General features: G+C 36.8%; 10 protein-coding genes. All 10 read right to left on the bottom strand.

Features of this window, described 5'->3' with window-relative positions; all coding sequences use genetic code 11:
* Positions 1–145 precede the first annotated feature (145 nt).
* On the bottom strand, positions 146–1,300 hold the full coding sequence (neuC, locus tag BM073_RS18105) for a UDP-N-acetylglucosamine 2-epimerase (protein WP_175557905.1): 1,155 nt from the start codon (positions 1,298–1,300) through the stop codon (positions 146–148).
* Positions 1,301–2,296 (bottom strand): N-acetylneuraminate synthase family protein, encoded by a 996-nt coding sequence (locus BM073_RS18110; RefSeq protein WP_175557906.1) that lies wholly within the window; start codon positions 2,294–2,296, stop codon positions 1,301–1,303.
* Positions 2,296–10,878, bottom strand: a complete 8,583-nt coding sequence (locus BM073_RS12100; RefSeq protein ID WP_139217491.1) for a PKD domain-containing protein — start codon at positions 10,876–10,878, stop codon at positions 2,296–2,298. Before BM073_RS12100 ends, BM073_RS18110 begins: the two co-directional genes overlap by 1 nt.
* A 602-nt stretch (positions 10,879–11,480) precedes the next feature.
* Positions 11,481–12,512: a glycosyltransferase family 61 protein gene (locus BM073_RS12105; protein ID WP_091654489.1), complete on the bottom strand. Its 1,032-nt coding sequence runs from the start codon at positions 12,510–12,512 to the stop codon at positions 11,481–11,483.
* A 26-nt stretch (positions 12,513–12,538) separates the two neighbouring features.
* On the bottom strand, positions 12,539–13,159 hold the full coding sequence (locus tag BM073_RS12110) for a methyltransferase domain-containing protein (protein ID WP_175557907.1): 621 nt from the start codon (positions 13,157–13,159) through the stop codon (positions 12,539–12,541).
* Between the two features lie 236 nt (positions 13,160–13,395).
* Positions 13,396–14,391, bottom strand: coding sequence for a polysaccharide deacetylase family protein (locus tag BM073_RS12115; RefSeq protein ID WP_139217492.1), 996 nt, complete (start codon positions 14,389–14,391; stop codon positions 13,396–13,398).
* Complete coding sequence (locus BM073_RS12120; protein WP_091654494.1) at positions 14,354–15,484, bottom strand: GNAT family N-acetyltransferase; 1,131 nt, start codon at positions 15,482–15,484, stop codon at positions 14,354–14,356. Before BM073_RS12120 ends, BM073_RS12115 begins: the two co-directional genes overlap by 38 nt.
* A 16-nt stretch (positions 15,485–15,500) precedes the next feature.
* Entirely contained in the window at positions 15,501–16,562 is a 1,062-nt protein-coding gene (locus BM073_RS12125) for an exostosin domain-containing protein (protein ID WP_091654495.1), read from the bottom strand.
* A 6-nt stretch (positions 16,563–16,568) separates the two neighbouring features.
* Positions 16,569–17,492 carry a glycosyltransferase family 8 protein gene (locus BM073_RS12130; protein ID WP_175557908.1) on the bottom strand — a complete coding sequence of 308 codons (924 nt, stop codon included), beginning with the start codon at positions 17,490–17,492 and terminating at the stop codon, positions 16,569–16,571.
* 524 nt (positions 17,493–18,016) lie between these two features.
* Entirely contained in the window at positions 18,017–19,861 is a 1,845-nt protein-coding gene (asnB, locus tag BM073_RS12135; RefSeq protein WP_091654498.1) for an asparagine synthase (glutamine-hydrolyzing), read from the bottom strand.
* Positions 19,862–19,864: the final 3 nt, after the last annotated feature.

Genomic DNA, 19,864 nt, shown 5'->3' on the forward strand with positions numbered 1-19,864 from the left:
ATTGAGGGTTTTCAAAAATATACTAAATCCAATGCAGGACATCAGAAACAAGGGCTTTTCATCCATCTTATTTAGATTGAAATGCATTTGCAGCATAGGAATATTGGAGGGTTGCCAGTACCCTCATTTTATTTTTAAATACAAATCAAAAAGTAATGGTTTTATGGAAAATAAGAGGTACTTCAGCTAATAAATTAGCGATCTGTATTCCTGCATCTCCCCCTCCATAAACATCCGAAGAATCAGGTCTTGGATTGGATTTTATCTGATTGATTGCTTCAAGGATCTCAGATTTGGAATAGTTTACATCCAACACATTGTTGCCTCTTGCTCTTCTATTTTGTCTGGTGCCAATATTGATCACCGGCACACCCAGAAAAGCACATTCTCTGATCCCAACACTGCTGTTTCCTATCAGACCCTTGCTGTGAGATAACAGCTTAAGGAAATCAAGAGGATCCATATTCTTAAAAAAATGGAATTGACTCAGATCATTATTTTCTCGAAAAGCTCTAATTCCGGTGCTGGTTCCATCAGCTCCTGCATCAACATTTGGCCAAAACCATAACACAGGCTCTTTTAATTCATGCAAGGCTTTTAAAGTCTCTTCAATATGCATTCTGGATTGACTTACTTCTGTTGTGACAGGATGCTGCATAACCACCCAATATCCTTTCTCTATATCCGGCTTCCCCCCTACTCCACCGTATTTCGAAAAAGGATTAAAATCCAATTTTGGGAGGTCCAATATTGTTTTCGCCAAGTCAATACTTGGGCAGCCCGTATTAAATACTAAATCAGGGTTTTCTCCTAAATCAAGCACCCTTTTTTTTGCATTTTCAGAAGCAACAAAATGGTAATCCGATAATTTAGTAATCGAATGCCTTACTTTTTCATCAATGTTTCCGGTAACTTCACCTCCTTGAATATGAGCAAGCGGGATATTCATGTAGGAAGCAGAAATGGCTGTTGCCATAGTCTCAAACCTATCAGCAATTGTTACAACTATATCAGGATTAAGGTTGTCAAAAACGGTGGATAACTCCAAGATTCCGATTCCGGTGGTCTTGGCTGCAGCTGTGAGGTTTTCACCTTCCAGAACATTAAAAACCTTCGCTGCTATATTGAATCCATCACTTTCAATTGTCCGAACCGCAGTTCCATATCGCTCCAACAAGGCAGAGGCAGCCACAACTAGCTGAAGCTCTAATTCAGGATGATTTTGGATTGCATCCAATGCCGTCTTAATTCTTGAATAGGATGGCCTTGCGGTCACCACAACACAAATTTTTCTTTTCATTTAAATTATATCCTGGTCAGTCAAAAATTCCCATTTTGTGAGTTTTCGAGCGGTCTTTTTGCCAATAACCGACTGATAATTGATCGCTGCTATTCCCTTATCGCCTGGTTTTTTTGATTCCAAATCATCAAAACCTATTATGTGGCCGGCTTGAAGATCCTTATTTACAGCCAGACTTTTTCCAAAAATTCTTTTTAGCTCAGTAAACTTTGAGTTATCTGATTTATGAATAGGAGACTTTAATGAGTTTTGAATCTGTCTGATTCCTTTGCATAATTTTTCAGTATCATCGATTGAAATACTCGCCGGGGAATCAGGGCCAAACTGTCGCTTATCAAAAACAACATGAAACTCAAAAACCTCTGCACCGAGTGCAGCAGCAGCTAAGCAGGCGTAAATATCACCACTATGGTCAGAGAATCCAACTGGGATTTGAAAACGGGTTTTCATCTCTGAAATTACATTTAAGCCCCACTCCTCTGGCTGGGTAGGATATGCAGTAGTACATTGGAGAAGGCTGAGAGATGGCGTTCCTGATTCTTTTAAAAAGGAAAGAGCTTGTTCCAATTCCTCAAAATCACTCATTCCAGAACTGACAATAACCGGTTTGCCGGTTTTAGCTATTTTTTCAAGTATTAGACGGTTTGTTATTTCCCCAGAGCCAATTTTGTAGACCTCTACTCCAACCTTTTCCAATAAGTCTACAGCCGCTAGGCTAAATGGTGAAGAAATAAACTTTAATCCCTTTTCTTTACAATGCTCACTAATCCCCAACCATTGTTCCTCTGTAAATTCCATCCGCTTCCAATAATCAAACCTGGTTTTGTCCTGTTTTGAGAATTTTACTCGAAAGGGCTCATATTCCGAACTTTCCGCTTCTGCAATATGAGTTTGAAACTTGATGGCGTCCACACCCACAGTTGAAAGGGCATCTATAAAAGCATGGGCATTCCCTAAGCTCCCATCATGGGCTTGGGCTATTTCAGCTATAATCATTAACGAATTAAAATAAATACTCCGGATTTATGAACAACTTCACCTGATCTGCTGGTAAACTTGCCTCTAAATACATAATTGCCATTTGGTGCAGGGCGACCTTTGAAATACCCATCCCAACCTTGACCTTCTAGTGAAGAAGTCTCATAGATGAGCTCTCCCCAGGTTGTGAAGATGTAAAACTCCATTGAGGCAATTCCTCTAAATACCGGTTTAAAGAAATTATTTTTACCATCCGCTCTATCAGGCGTGAAGGCAGTAGGAACTTCTACCCAAAATTCATCTGATACCTGAATAGTTTGCTCATACACAGAGGAACAACCAAATTCATCAATTACAGTCAATCTAATCAGATAGGTTCCTGCTTCTTCATAAAAGTGCGTAGGATTGATTTCTGAACTAAAATTTCCATCACCGAAATCCCAATTCCAAATAATTACTTTCCCTTTTGATAAATTATTAAATAGGATGTTTTCAAAAATCTGAAGTGAATCCTGTGACACTAATTGACCATTGAAAAGCTCAACTTCAAAATCAAAGTCAGCCACTACTAACTCATCTGCGATAATCACTCTAATTCTTTGAGGCTCATTCCAACATCCTGAACCTTTGGTACTACTTCTCACCCGATAATCTCCAGATTGGTTCACGTTATCAATATCACTAATCTGCATGGCCGCTCCAGAAGGGCTCAGAATATCATAATCATATATAGCTGGATTAAACCCTTCGATATATTGGGTTAAGTCCACTGTTCCTTGTGGATCGCACACCACTGATGGGTTTGATACTCTTAAATCAGGTATTCTACTCACAAAAACCTGAACCGGTTTTGGTTCAATGCCACAAATACCTGTTCCGGAAACATTGACATAATAAGTATAAGGCGTAGATCTTTCTCTTAATCCATCGATCCTTAATTCCCCAGTAGAAGAAATTGAATAAGTAACTCCTCCTGAACTTCCATTGGAAATTGGCTGAGTTCCATTTGAATCAAAGAACCAGGTAAATTCCTCATCTAAAATATTCTGGGGGACTCTTGGAGATAAGATTGCCTGCTGTCCTTCACAAATTCTTTGATCCTCAACGGTTATTTCAGTAGGGATTTCTGTTACCTCTATGGATTGAGGCAAACTGAATTCGCAGCCTGAGCCGTCAACTATCCTAATTTGATAATCTCCCAATCCTAATCCAGAGATTGAAACTATTCCTTCAGAAGCAACTAACAAATTATTCTCAGGGTCTCCAGATTTTTGATAATAAACAGTATATGGAGTGAATCCACCGGATAGTTCAAATCGAACAATTCCATTATCCAACCCACAAGTCGGGCTGTCTATTTCCGGATTATCAACTGATATAGCTGCTTGAGGACCATTTACAAGTATATCGGAAAGAATCACACTGCAGCCCGTAGCACTCATCACTTCAATACTATAAGTACCTGCAGCTACTTCAAAAATATTATCATCAACAAAATCTCCTCCATTCAAACTAAAGGTATATGGCCCCGTACTTCCACTAGGATTTACCGTAATTCTACCTCCATCACCAAAACAGACTTCATCGATTACAGTGTAAGTCGCATTCGGAATTTCTGAAACTTGAATGGTCCCGCTTCCTACAAAACCTTCACAGACGTCCCCACCAGAAACCGTAACATAGTAGGTTAGACTCGCATTAGCATCTGCAAAGCCACTGACATTCAATATCCCGTTTGAAGAATTATATTGATAAGTTAAGCCATTTGGAGCAGGGTTAGGAGAGCTTGTGATAGGCTGAGAAAGATTTGAATCAAAATACCAAGTAAAATTGGCTGAAGTTCCATTAGGGTCTAACTCAGGAATCAGAGTTGCATTTTGATCAGAACATATTTCTACATCATCAACCAGAATTTGGGTAGGGCCGTCAACTAAAGTGAGTAAGTTGGTATCAACTTGGCAACCTTCTGAATCAGTTATTCTAATAGAATAATCTCCAATTGTTAGGCCGTTGATTTCTACTTTTCCATCCTGAGAAGAAATACTTTGATTTTGGCTTCCATTCTTAATCAAATCAATTTGATAAGGAGCCCAACCACCTGTCACAGTCACAAATAATTTTCCATTTGCTGCCCCACAACCAGGGTCTAAACCAGTTAAAGGAGAGGCTGTCAAGGCGGAAGACGGGCCTTCAACAGTGAAATCAATAAGTTGAGAGCAATTTGCAGGCGTAAATATTTCTAATTGATAATCACCAGCGACAAGATTTAATGATTCAAGCTGATTTTTATCCATTATACTTCCCCCATCCAAGCTGTAAGTATAATCAGGTAAGTCCCCGCTAGTCACTGTCACTTTACCGTTGGTATCTCCAAAACAAGTGACAGGAGAAACTTCCAATTCAACCGATGGGGTTTCATAAATACTTAGGTCAACTTTGATTTCCTGGCCGGTACATACCACGAAGAAATAATAGGAATAATCACCAGCTGGTAATCCAGAAATAATTAATTCAGGATTAAGCCAATCAGAATCATTGATTGTATAACTAACATTCGGGTTCAAAGGATCTTGTCCATTTTCAATCAGACCATTTTGATTCGGTTGCTTATACCATCTAACTTCAGTGGCTGAAGCAGGTGGTAAAGAAGGATCTGGAGCCAAGTGAATAGGTCTTATCGAAACGTCGTTTCCAACACATGAATTGATTGGTGGAACTAATTGATAAACAGGATCCGAAGATCTTTCGATTATGAATTCAAAAATCTCTTCACATCCTTCAGCATCCTGAACAATTAAATAATAAGTGCCAGGCGCAAGATCAGAGATTCCAGATTCAGTTCCTTGTAAAATTTGACCATTTATTGAACCTGCCCTCCACTCTATTTGGAAAGAACCCCATCCACTTGAAATTTCTAAACCAGAGATACTACCATTATCCAAATCGCAAGAAGCTCTGACTATTGATGGAGAGTTAATTTGTATTGGTTCATCAGGACCTAACAATTCGACAGTTTCAGAATAGGTACATCCCAAATCATTCCGAACTTCAATTGAATAAGTCCCTGGGCTCAAGTTTTGGAAGTTCAAATCTGAACCAAATGCGCCTCCATTAAAACTCACCTCATAAACCCCATTTCCACCAGAAGGAAGGACTGATATAGAACCATCATTAGCTCCAAAACATACCACGTTTTCAACATCAATATCAGCTGTTACAGGAGGATAAACCTTCACCTCAGCCATTTCAAAGAATGCGCAAATGCCTGGACCTGATACTCTCAAATAATAGATATAATCACCTGCAGGTAGATTTTGAATACTTAATTCACCATTCGAATTAATTTGGAAAACCAATCCGTTTGCGTCTGGATTTGGACTTGAGTTAATTGGTTGTGAAGTATCTGGGGTTTTATACCAAGTAAGTTGAGGCTGAACACCAGCAGGAATTTCTAAATCTGGGGTTAAACTTACTATTTGTCCTACGCAAATTTCCTCAGAAATTGGCGTTGAATTTATTTGAACCCCATCATTATTGACTAGAGTAACGAAATCAACTTCAGTCAATGAGCAATTATTCTGATCTACTACTTCAATGGAGTAATCTCCCGGTGCTAAATTGGTTAATGTATATTCTTGACCATTTTGAGTAAAACTATAGGTAGAAATATTCTGACCATTTATTTCAATTGAATAATCTGGCGTACCACCCTGAACAGCAAACGAAAATTCTCCATTTGAGTCGCCACAGCTTGGATCTGTACTGCTAATAAAGTTAACAGCTAATGGTTCAGGCTGAACAATCTCTAACTCATATAGCTCAAAACAACCATTTGAGTCTTCAACTCTCACCTCATAAATCCCGGCAGCTAAATTTGAAAAATTGCCAGTTTGATTAGATTCACCTGTGTTAATTGTATAAGTATATCCTGCAGGGTCACCGATCAGACTAATTCTTCCATCATTTGACTCAAAACAGCTCAATGGGGATACATCAAAATCTTTTTGAGGCAATGGATTTACAATGATAGATCCTGGAATCATTGGCCCTTGACAAACTCCATCCCCACTTACTTGAAGCAGCAGTTGGTATGGAGAATCATTGGAAGAAAGTCCTGTTAAACTTATTTCTCCATTACTCGAAATTGAAACTTGAGCTCCAAAAAGCTCCTGACCATTCGAGATTTCAGTAGTGTCTCCTGTATCATTCAAATAAAACCAGGCGAATACAGGAGAAGAGCCAGCTAAGTTTATAATCTCAGGAATTAAAACTGCTGAGTTTGGATTTCTGGTTGTAGGATCAATTTCACAAATTTCGGAATCAATTACTCCAAATTCCGGTATTTCGTCAGCGTCAATAATAATTGTTTCCTCTTTAGAACAACCTTTCGAATCCTCAATTAAAACTATATAGGACTTAGGTGCTAAGTCAGTTAGAATCGCTGTAGCGCCAGGGTTGGTAAGGTCACCCCCTGTTATTTCTGCTCCATCCAAAAATAGTTTGTAAGGGGCTGTTCCTCCAGAAATTTCTAATTCTATAGATCCGTTGTCTAAATTACATGAGGCATTGAATCCGGTGATTTGAGAGAAAATCAATTCCTCTGGCTGATCTAATATCACTTCCAATACATCCAAGCAATTTGTTTGAGTATTTGTGACTTGGATCGAATAAGTTCCGGCTGACAGATTAGTAAAAGTACCTGTGGTATTGGACTCTCCTGAATTAAGAAGCTGATAAGCATAGTCATTGGACTCACCTGCCGATACAAATATCTCACCATCTGTTCCATTGAAACAACTCGGCATCGTAGAAGAGAATTCTGGATTTGGAAGGGGATTTACAATCAATTCCACAGAAATCTTTGGTCCAGAGCATACCTTATCGCCTGTAACCTCCAATAAAAACGTATAAGGATTGGAAGAAGCTGGAACTCCAGTTAAAGAAAGGTTTCCATTAGAATCTATCGAGGAACTACCACCGAAAACAGCATCTCCTGAATTTACTTGAACCTCATTACCATTTTGATCTAGGTAAAACCAGGTAAATACCGGTGAAGCAGATGCTGATTCTATTATGACAGGTGATAATACTGCTGTATTAGGATTCCCCGAAGCAGGGTCAGACTCACATATGATTGAACCTGTTGCAGAGAACTCTGCAAATGGGTCGGCTTGAATTACAAAATCCTGTGTGACCTGACAACCTTCTGAGTCTGTCACCACGATTTGATGGTTACCACTTGCTAAGTCGGTTAATTGGATAGTAATTCCTGATGAGGACAAATCAAATCCTGATATGGAATTCCCATCTAGTGTTAGCGTATAGGCAGGAGTTCCACCCTCAATAAAAATAGTTGCTATACCATTATCCTCACCACAGAAGGTGTTTTCCAAACTTGATAATGCTACATTTAATACCGGTGCTTGGTCAAGAGTAAACGGAATAGAACTTACACAACCTGTGGTTTTATTTCTTACAGTTGCAGTATACGAGCCAGCAGTTAGGCCTGTAAAAAAAGGATCATTTTGGAAATTAGTCAGCCCATCAATTTGAAATTCAAAATCAGCGATATTTCCATTCAGCACACCAATGGTTACTGCTCCATCATTTCCTCCAAAACATGATATATTTTGGAGACTCGTAATCTCTGGTTCAGGAAGATCAAATATTTCGAAATTGACTGGGATTCTAGGTAGATTACAGGATTCTGGCCCTGACATTTCTAGATATAAAGTATAAACACCCCCAGAAAGATTTGAAATTGTCAAATCACCGGTCTGCGTTTCATAGAAATAATCCATCCCCCCAGGACCTGTACCATTTGGTATTAGTGAACCGCCAGTCTCTTGGGTATACCAGTTAAAAATTGGGGTAGCTGTAGCCTGAACCTCAAAGAAATCAAACGTGACATCTAAGAAATAGCTATTATCACTTTCACAAATTGAGGGAGGAGTATTTACTGAAAAAACTGGCTTGGTGATATCATCAAGCGAGAAACTCAAAGTCACTAAACAAGACCGGGCATCTCTAAATTCTATAGTATAAGGTGTATTTGGTGCTAAGCCATCAACTCTATACTCGGAAGTTGCATTATCAAAATCCAGTGAGCCAAATGGACCACCTGAAATTGAAATATCAGAAATATTATATGGAGTATTTCCTCCATTTATCTGGAATGTAAACTCTCCATTGTTTAATTCACATGTAGCAGGACTTCTGGAGATTTCATTTAAAGTTAAGTCAGTATCCGGGCCCTGAACTATCACTTCTATTGTTTCGAAGCAAGAAGGTGACTGAGAGGTCACTTCTACCTGATATGTTCCAGGCAATAGTCCTGCAAATTGGCCATCTGAATTTTGACCCAGTGTTGAAGTTCCTGATTCATCGAATAAAGTGAAAGTTCTCGGACCATTCCCCCCTGTAGCTGTTATAGCTATGGAACCTATCCCTTCTCTACACCAATCTGGAACTGAGCTTTGAGTAAGCTGAATAGCGGGATGAACAATTACGGTTGCAGAAGTGGCGATATCGCCAATAAACGGACAAAAATTAGGGGTACTCGGATTATCTTGAGGAGCAACCTCAACGAAAAATTCATATTGCTGGGTAGAGGCTCCATTAGCAGGCAATCCAGTCAATGTTAAAACACCCTGAACTACTGAAACCTGAACTGGTGCACCGCCTATAGTCACAGTAGTGTTATCAAGCAGAGGCCCAGTTCTATTAGCATTTTGATACCATCTGAAATCGGCTTGAATGTTTGATGGATTGTAAACTCCATCAATAAAAGGAGTAAAACTTACGGGTTGAAACTCACAAATCACTTCATTTTCAGAAGTCAATTCTATTGGAGTGCCTAATTCCTGATCAACAACTATTGGGACATCCAGATAACAACCACCACCATCGGAAGGATTCCAAACTTGAAGTGTGTAAGTACCAATATTAATACCTGTGATATCAAATACGCCAACTCCTGTGCTTGGGTCAAAACTTACATTCGCCCCTGATTTTCCCAAACTTACTTCAGGACCAGTACTTGGCTGCCACAACCACTGATAATCAAATCCGGGAACTAAATTTCCAACTGTAACATCAAATATTCTTCCATTACTTTGGCCATCACAAGTTGGATACTCTAAATCTCCTCTATCTATTTCTTCTGGAAATGGATTGGAAATTACAGTAACTGTTTTCCCAAAAGATGTTAATCCATAGTTATCAATTACTTGATAATAAATCTGAGCTTCCCCTACAAATCCAGGTTCCGGCACAAAATTAATCGCTGCTTTAATCCTATCTTGATCATTTTCGAGATCAACATTTTCATCTAAAACGACAGTGAAAGTACCTTTTCCAGGAATTGTTACAGAATTGTTCGCCGGGTTACATTTCTCTATACATACATCCGAAGCCCCACAATTATTGACATCAGGATCGCCACCTGTAGGGGGACTATTATCAGGTGTTCCCGGATCAGTTTCAAAAAGCTGAACACACCTTACGAAAGAGTTTTCAGAAGTTAAAGTAACATCAAACTCAAATAAGTTTTCCTCGTCCTTACAAATCTCGGCTCTTTGATCAATAATTTCAGGAATTGGAATCGCCAAGTAATCAGATACTTCGACAGTTACATTTCTGATCTCGTGAAAATTGGTTTGTCCCCCGGTAGAGGCCGCGAATCCAATCTTGAGGTTATCAGGAGCAGGGAAATTATAAGGAACATTAGTAATAATTGGCTCAATCCTTCTGAACCCATTTTCAGTAACCAAAAGATCTACTGACAATAAGTAGGTTCCAGTTCCTGTTGGTGCCAAGTTCACAAACACCTTTCTATACCCATCCAAATTACAATCCACTACCTTTACTGGTGAGGCTAAGGAAAACCTTCTTGAAATATCCGCAACATTGGGATAGAGATAAGCTGAAGGAGGTAATACTACTGCTGGACTAGGCTCATTGTCAGGACCATGTAATACTCTTTTTCCTGCAATGAAACGATAATTGTCTGACTCAGGTCCTCTAACAGCTATGGATTGGAAATATTCTTTATTCGGAGGGATAAAGGAAAGATTAATAGGGGCAGCATTCGGGTTGTCAAAACTACCCAATCTCCCTTCCATATTGTTACCCCAGTTTTTGAAAGCATCTAATCCTAAGCCCAAATACCCACCTTTCAACCCAGGTAAATTTACAGGAGCAGGAATGATATCAGTTGCATTTATTGGCGCATAACCCAAAGAACCGCCCCAACCTCCAATTTGGAAATCAGCCGCCGAAATATTTCCATCAAACAAAAAGACTGATATACCGTCCGCTCCAGAGCCACCATACATGAAGTATTCAAATGAAAATTTCAAACCATAGGCCGATGAAAAAGGAAGATCTACATATACGTAGCCTCTTTGATCAGTATTGTTGTTTGTCAATCGCAAAAAACCCTGCCCCTCTGGATTTTCGCCTGTAGCAGCAGTAAGCACAGGGTCAATAGGAGCCCCACCCAATACGGTGTTTTGCCTAAAAGTTGAATTTGTAAATGGTTCGCAATAAGGAAACCCGTCCCTAGGGATTACCACTTGGGCTTCGGATACTATATTCAATGCTAAAAATAAGATTACAAAAACATATAAGAATCTAACATATAGACACTTATTGGACAAAAAAGACAATGTCCAAAGCCAATTACTTACTTTTATATGATCTCTACGCAACACGCCTGAAGAATTCTACACTTTGTAATTCTTGGAATAAATCAAATATACGAATTGAACTGCCAGCACCAAGAAATCTGGATCAATGAAGCATATTTCATACCAAGAATATGGTAATCACTTTCTATTCATAAAAATAATCTGATTTCGCCTAAATCTGTCCAAAGGGCAAAATTGCTGCGACTTATTAAATAGAAGAAATTAGAACCAAGTTGAATTTTATTACTTAAAAAACTTCTTGCATCCCTAAAACTTAATTATCGAAAAAATATGATTAGTGGAATCATACCAGTAGCCATATTTTCAAATTCATAACAGGTCTAAAGTACTGAAGAGCGGGGACTTAAGACCCTGTTAAAGGAAACGCCAAACTAAAAGGCTAAAATATAAATTAAAATTGACCAATTCTCCTTTAGAATTTTACTAAAGGATAGGCTCAATTGATCAAAAAAAAGCCCATAAGGACTGATTTTATAGTAAGCTCTTAAGGATTATTCAAATTCAACCAATAAATCGACAAGGACACGATCGAGCTTTTCTATATCAATTTTGAAATCCGCAAAGCCAGTCTGAGCACTTGTGGCTTCATTATCAGTATAATAATAATCATGGCCTAAAAATGAAGCTAGGGAATAAAAGCTTTGACTTAAAACCCAAGAATCATTCTCATTTCGAAACTCTAAAACCTTACCATTCTTTGGCATATAGAGCATATTCACCAAACCTGCTCCGTGGAGTCCTACCAATATTTTGGTCTCCATCATGATTTCAATTTGTTCTCTTACAGTCAAATGCTCAAAATAGACGATTTCAAACCCTTTTCTCTTAAGTTTTTCAATTACTTGATCCTCATTAAGAACCTTTCTATGGGCAGCATTTTCTCTACTAATATAGATTTTTCTACTTGCCTTCTTGACAGGAAAATTACTCCAGATTTTTTCCCTAAGTCTAAGAATTGCACTTTCCTGAAAGTCTATCACATACCCTGCTTTATTGACTGTTATTAATTCCCCTACCACATAATTCACTTTTCTGTCGAAGTAAAGGGGCTTAACACCCAGAATTTCCAAACTTTCCTCAACAAATTTTAGCCCTTTAAATTCTGAGGGTAATAAAACAGGATGGTCTTCCAAATATTCTAAACAAGAGATAAGTCTTGGGAGCGATTCACTATTCCAGTGATAAAAATTCATGCTCCAGTTATCTATGATCCAGACTCCTTTATCTATAAACTTTGTTTGTCTTACGAGCCCTAATACTAACCTTTTGAATTTTGCTCTAGGTTTTAATTTTAGTGCATGGGTTAACTGATCCAGAACTTTCAGTTTATAAATAATTGAATCAGTAACGAGAGATACATTTTTAAATATATATGCATCTACTTGATTGGCTACTCTTCTTTGAATATCTGAAAAAATAGCTGTGTCTTTTTCTTCCAAATTCACTGGAAGTTGAAGAAGATATTCAGTTCTCGGATAAACTGTATGTCTTTCTAGGCTTGAATTTTTAGGAAGTAATCTCATTTAACCTAATTCAAAGATAGGTTTAATTAAGAATTAGAAAAAGGTTTCATATACAACCAAGACATCCCTTTAGGCCTTCTTTCATCTAATGCATATCGTTTCTCTTTTTCAGATAGCATGTGTAGAGGGTAACTTAATACTCTTCCAGAATAGTCAAGAGCTATTTGAATTGCATGGCTTGCTTGGAACCTTTCCACTAAGGCTTTTTGAATTCCCGGAAAAAAACAATCATGAACCTCTACCAAAATCTCGCATTTTAAAAGGTTTTTGCTTTTTAAAGGGTCTAATAAAGTCAATTCATGACCTTCAATATCACAAAAAAGTAAAGTCGATTCATCACAATGCTGATCTAAAAATTTATGGTCTACTTCCTTAATAAAATCTATATTCTTCAATCCATTTCGAACTGAAAGTTCCTTTGCTAGTGCAAGTGCATTTTCATTAATATCGCATGCAATTATTTGGGCAGTCGGGATTGATCGAGCAAATCCAATTGCATAAAAGCCTTCAGCACAACCAACATCAATAATTCTTTTGTATTTGTTTGATGCCAAAATCTGGGAAACCCAATCATGTATAGGCTCTTCATAGGCGCCTATTATTTTCGGAAGCAACATGCTTCCACTAGCCATTCCCCCATATTTCATTCCTTTGAAAGGTCCTTGAAGAACAACCATCTGATCATTAAACCCAAGTTTATTCAGAATTTGATGTTGTAAATTTTCCTCCTCTTTTTTTAAAGCCTGACTTAATTCTTGACTCTTTTTATAAGAATTTGTCTTTCTATAGAAAGATCTATACAAGCCATATAATGACTTTTTAAGAGAATTTGCGAGCATATGAGATTTTACTGTAAATGAGATGTTATTAAGACTCAAAAAAGTTAATTTTTTTGATTTCTGGGAAAAAATTTTTCAGCTGTTATGTCATTTGTATCAATCCGACTTAATTGAAAGGCATTGTTCGAGTTTATACGAGCAACTCCTGGAGATACCGTAAGTGCAAGCTTGAATCCCATTGATTTTATCACTTCAATCGTATCAGAATTATACCCCCCATGAGGATAGCACATTGTCTTGGTGTTTTCATTCACCCCAATGGAACTTAAAAACTGACTACACTTGGATATTTCCTCCTCCTGTTCTTTTCTTGAGAGCAAATTAAGCCATGGATGAGAGTATGTGTGATTTCCAAGATGCATTCCAGAAGAAGCCATGTATTCTAATTGATCCTTACACATATATAATTCCTTACTGAATGACTCTTCGTCCATCCTAACGGCTTCCCTAAATAACTCATCAATCAATTGATTTCTATAAGGCTGAGGAATAACCTTCTGAAGCATTCTTTTTATCAGCATAATCTCTCCACAATCGTTGAGATGTGGTATAGCATGCATCTGAAATAGGCTATCGGAATCAGGAAGAGGAATTTCCCTCCTGATCTTATCTACTTCTTCAAATATTTTCTTGATAATTTCTCTTTTATTTGAACTTAAGGCTAAAATAAAATGAATTTTATTAACATTTAAGACTCTATTTTCAGTAATCATTTGAGATGGAATGTAAAAACTCCCCTGAATACCCCACTTTTTTAATATTGGAAAAACCTGAGAAAAATGATCTGAGTACGAATCATCAAAAGTAAGTATGGCTGAATTTTCCGGAAGTTTAGATTGGCCTTCGATTGCATCAATCAAATCTTCCATTGTAATCAATTTATAATTCTTCTTCAAAAAGGCCACTTGCTCCTTAAATAAAGACGTTTCAAGCCCCTTTATTCCTGGAAATCGTGATTTTTTTATTTCTCGAACATAATGATAAACGACAATAGAAACGGTATTAGTCATTAGTTTTAAAAGTTTGGTCCAATCTTGCAATTCTATCTCTGTCTGAATCCATTCGTGTAAAATAGATGTCTTCAGACCTTAAGGAACGAATCTCTTGGTTAAAAAGGTTACTATAAATTGCTAAATATTCTTGATTGGGTCTATTTTCAACTGGAGAAGAAACCTGAGGAAATAAAGCTGCATCGTCTTCATCTAACCTGATAAATCCTTGATCTAGCAATTCCCCGCTGTAAAGATTTCCAATTTTGGAAAACTCTAAATAGATATGATTTCTTTGAAAGCTCCAAATTTTTATTCGCTCTAAAAGAGATCCAACTAATCTAGGGCTGCCGTATAAATCAATGATCCTACCTATCTTTTTACCGGATGGTTCTAACTTTTCTTCTCTTATTACAGCGTATGCATTTATTTGATTCCCTACTTTTTCAATGAATATTTTGTAATCAATAAAAGGGTTATCTAAAAATCTCCAAGAAATAAAATCTTTATCTCTGTGAGTAGTGCAAGTGGCATGCACACCCAAATCGAAGGAATAGTTCTTTAAATTTTCATTTTTAACCGGTTGAATCCCCTTACCCTCTTCAACGCTTTTTGGAATAAAAGTAACCGGTACCAACGATTGAGCTCTTTCAGTATTTTGCCCCATACCAGAAATAATTAAAAAAGAATCCTCTTTAAAATTTAGTATAAATCTACTAAATCTTAAATGATCAAACACCTGGTATCCCAATTTTTTGTAAAACTTGTGGGTTTCAAGGCTCATTCCTAAAGTAGCATTCACCACATTCTCTTTAAAAAGTATTTTGACAAGGTTTCCATTGAACCCCAAGCCTCTATATTCCGGTAAAGTGTAGGCATTTACTCCCCATACTACTTGCAAAGTTTTTTCGCCTAGTTGCAGTTTATATTGAAGTCCCCCATAATGAGAAACTATTTCACCTGTTGGGTTTAAGCCAATCCAATTTGAAGAAAAAATTTGGGATGGATTATATGGATTTCTGAAATAATATTTTAAAAAACTGGAGGATTGAAATGCAGTATTTGATCCATAAGCTTTCAAAAAAAAAGAAGCGATCTTGGATAGATCATCAAACTGGGCCTTCCTTAAAATTAAATCTCCCATTTTTTTAGAGAAAAACTTACCTCAAATAATTTCTTAATTCGATATTCATGGCTTTGAAATAGGACGGTTTTCTAAAATAATCCAGCCAAACCTTCCTGCATTCAGACTGAATACGTTGGAGGTCTACAAGAGTTTTATCTTTCAAAAACTCATGGATATACTTGTCGGCCTTTAATCTATTTTCAAAAGGGACCTTAACAATAAATTTGTCATAGTTTAATTGGGATTCAAAAGGCAAAAGGGAATCTGATTCAATGACTACCGGGATACGCCCCATAGCTAGAGTTTGAAAAAATCTTACAGAATAATTTCCAAATCCCCTGATGCAAACTGTAAAAAGGTTTCTATTTATATTTTCAAAAAACTCTGACTCTAACTGCATTAGGTCATCTTCACTTTTACCTCCCCCTTTATATCTTTCTCTTTTAAGAAAATCTGTATCTATTAATGAAGATTTTTCCAAGTGATTTAAAATTTTCGCACGTTCACTAGCTGCGAAAAAAAAGGGAATATATAAATGGGTCTTGTCCCCAAGCAATTTTTTAGCATTTAATTGTAGATATTGAAGCCTATCTTTTAAGTACTTTAAACCATGAGAAGTTGCCTGCCCACAGAATCCCACACTAAATCGGGATAGGTCTCGGATAGGTTCCCAGACTTCCCCAACCCATTTGATATATGGATCTTTGGGCAATAATGCGGGAATTGAAATTTGATTAGGAAGACTTTTATAAGCTCCGGGAGTTAAAATAATTACATCATCAAATCCTGGGTTGAAAATCAGATCTGCGTCTGATACAACAAAAACCTTTTTATTAAAAGCTCTTCCGATTTGGACATGACTTTTTATCTTTTCACGACCAATTTGATTTTTTACAAGTTCAGAAAGAGGAACTGGAATAAAAATTAAATCTGCATCTTCAGGTTTTTCAACAATGGTAAAATAATCCGTCGCCTCCGAGTTGATTTGAATACTCCCGTCCGTACTTCTTAAAAATAGGTCAAATACATATCCTTCAGGGAAAAAGGATTGGTCAAAGTATAGTTTAACATGCTGTAGGCTATCCTTTTCAATCATAAAAATCTATTTCATTAGCTTAAATTTTCCTCTCGGAAAAAATCTATACTGAAATCTTCTGATTCCCTGCCTGAAAAATTTAGGGGTCAAATATTTAATGAAATTAAGGGCACTAAAATCCTCAGGGAAAGATCTGGAATAAGGGGTTTGTCTCAAGAATTTCCAAAATTTCTTTTTGAATGGATGCTGATTACTGGTATGCCAAGGTTTACTAGTACCTGTGAAATGAACTATTAAAGGACTCTTTTTCGCTTTGTTTATATCTTCTTTACTACATCCGCAATCACCAAATTCAAAGTCTCCTTCGTATACATCCACTGTCAAATTATGAGATAATGGGAGCCTTATCCAGTTATTTTTTGCCAGTGCATTTAGACCACACTGATCCACATAGCGGATTAATTTAGGGTTATCACTTACAAAATCAATTACTCTTCTTCCGAAATTCTCTTCGCGCCACTTTCTAAGGTTCAGCAGCATTACTCCAGAATTAAAATACCCATCTTCTTTACTAACACCCAATTCTGGATGCCAACTAACCCCAGGAGTGCAAACTGCTGCTAAATAGTTATTTGTTAATGGCGTTTCCCAAATAGGAAGAAGAGAACCTAAGATTAACAAGTCCGCATCTAGATAAATTACTTTATCCTCTCTGACAAATTCAGGGATAAGTAAACGATAGTAATTAGCTTTTTGGAAATGAAGAGTGGTAACAAGTCCTGATAAATCATCATCTGAAATCTGAATTAACTCAAAGTCTATATCATTATCCCCTATTATTTCCTTAATTTTTTCCAGATCACTTTCAGGAATTTCATCAGTCAAAACAATAAGCTTTTTCAACTCACCCTTATTATGAAGAAGGAGAGAATGAAGGGTAACTGCAAAAGGTAGCAGAAATGATTTATTGATGGTAAAAACTATAATCAAATGACAAAAATTTACTGTGACTATCTTGTTTTTGGAATTCAGAAGTTACGAGATTCTATAAAAGATATATCTTCTAAAGCAATTTATCCCGAATTACCGATTTAAAAACGAAACTAAGATTTTTTTAAACAAAGATAAATAGCTAGTATCAGAAAAAATTAAAGAACCTACACGCCTCAAAATGGGCAGAAGATTATTTTTATTTATCTAGAGTGTGTAGGATGCGGAATCTAATCAAGCTACCCTATTTAATATTTAGTAGTAGGTATCTAACTGGCATGAAGGGGTTCAAAACATCAGTACAAAAAACTCAAGAGGATTTTTCATGGGATTAAATAAATAGATGCTTGCAAAAAAAATATCGTTGAAGATTGGGTAAGAAATTTTAGAAGCATTTCACTAGAAAAAATTCAAACACCTATATCCATTAGGTTGATAAACAGAGTATTTTTTACTCAATGAAAAATTCGTTTTGAAAAAAAACATTGATTTTATTTCTTAAAAAAAAATGAAAAAAGCTATTCTCATTTTTGGAAAGAAATTTCATACCATAAAGAAGTGAAAAATAGCTGCTTCATCCAACCCAGGTTTGATTTTGGATTATTTTTAAAATTTTCAACTGCCTTTTTGATATCAATGTGAGATAAAAATCCCATTTCAAAAAGTTCTGATTTATGCATTGATTCTAAATGCTGTCTCAACTCAGGATTTTCCATAATATATCGATCCCATGGCATGGATAAACCGATTTTCCTATGATTTCTGATATAGTCTGGGAGCTTTTTCCCAAAACTATCCATGGCCAATAACTTTCCTTTTCCTTTACTATTAAAATATTTATCATGAACTGATGCAGCTCCGACCACTAATCGATAGTCTAAATAAGGTTCTCTGCATTCAATTGAAGCCCCCATTGTAGTTCTATCATTTTTATCATTTAAGGAATGTAAGTGAGTGTGCTGCTCCAGATACAAAAGTTGACGATAACGATTTTTCGGAAAAAGAGACTTGGCCTCTTCCAAAATATTAATTCGATATTCGGGTAGTAAGTTTGAAGATAGAATTCCTAGTTTTTTCAAATCAGAAAGATATACCTCATTTGCATTCATGAGCATTTGTGCATCCGGATTCCTCAAAGACATATATCGTTTCAGCTTTTTCAATCTATCTTGAGACAGGTATTTTTCAGGGATTAGATTCAATAAGCTGAGCATGTTATATCTGAATTCGCCATCGTGTACTTTGTACCTTACATATCCACCTAACACCTCATCAGCACCCTCCCCTGTCAATAATACAGTTACTTTCTTTTTTGCCTCCAAACTCAGTCCCAGTAATACATTATCTGTAAAATGCATCAGTGGTTCATCATTGATTCTTATGGCTTGCTTGGTGAGTTCAACCTGTCTTTGTCCTAAAAACTCATGACCATTATATTCTACTCCCAATTCATTGGAAAATCTTTCAGCAATGGTGGACTCATCGTGTTCGTAGCCTTTAAATTTCACATTCCAAGAACTCAATCCAGTGAAACCTTGAGTAGCTTGACTATAAACAATTCCACTACTATCTAATCCTCCACTCAGCAAAGTACCTACAGGAACATCTGAGATCATTCTTAATTTCACGCTATCAAAAAATGTCTCTTCAAACCATTCGATTGGATTCTTAATATCCTTGAAATTTTTGGCTTCTTCTCCCAAATGAAACCATCTTTTGGTCTGAACTACTCTGCTATCCTGTGAAAGAGTCATCAAATGTCCAGGAAGTAATCTTTTCACCCCCTTGAAAATGGTGTTTTCACCTGATACAAATCGGTAAATAAACAACTCATCTAAATGCGATGGATCAATTTCTTTATCAATACCTCCAGCAAATATGCCCTTGGGTTCACTTGAAAAGCTAAATCCCATATCGTTTTGATGGTAAAATAGAGGTTTAACTCCAAATCTATCCCGAACTAGACTCAGCTGTTTTTTAGTCTTGTCCCAAAAAGCAAATGCAAAAAATCCGTTAAGTCGAGAAAGAACATCAAATCCATACTCCATCAAAAGAAATAACAAAACTTCAGTATCTGAAGTGGTTTTGAATTGATAGCCTTTTGATTTTAGCTCAGGATAAAACTCCTGAAAATTAAAAATTTCCCCATTATACACCAGTATATAATTTCCGCAAGGAGAATGAAAGGGCTGATTCGCATGCTCGGACAAATCTAAAATAGAAAGACGCCTATGACCTAAAGCTAAAGTATCCTCAATGTAAGTACCCTCTGCATCAGGACCTCTATGAAAAATCGCATCATTCATTGATTTTAATCTTTCAGGAGAAGCAACTTGATGATTCTGCCAAAAGCCTACTATTCCGCACATATT

The sequence above is a fragment of the Algoriphagus ornithinivorans genome, assembly GCF_900115305.1.
GTDB lineage: Bacteria > Bacteroidota > Bacteroidia > Cytophagales > Cyclobacteriaceae > Algoriphagus > Algoriphagus ornithinivorans.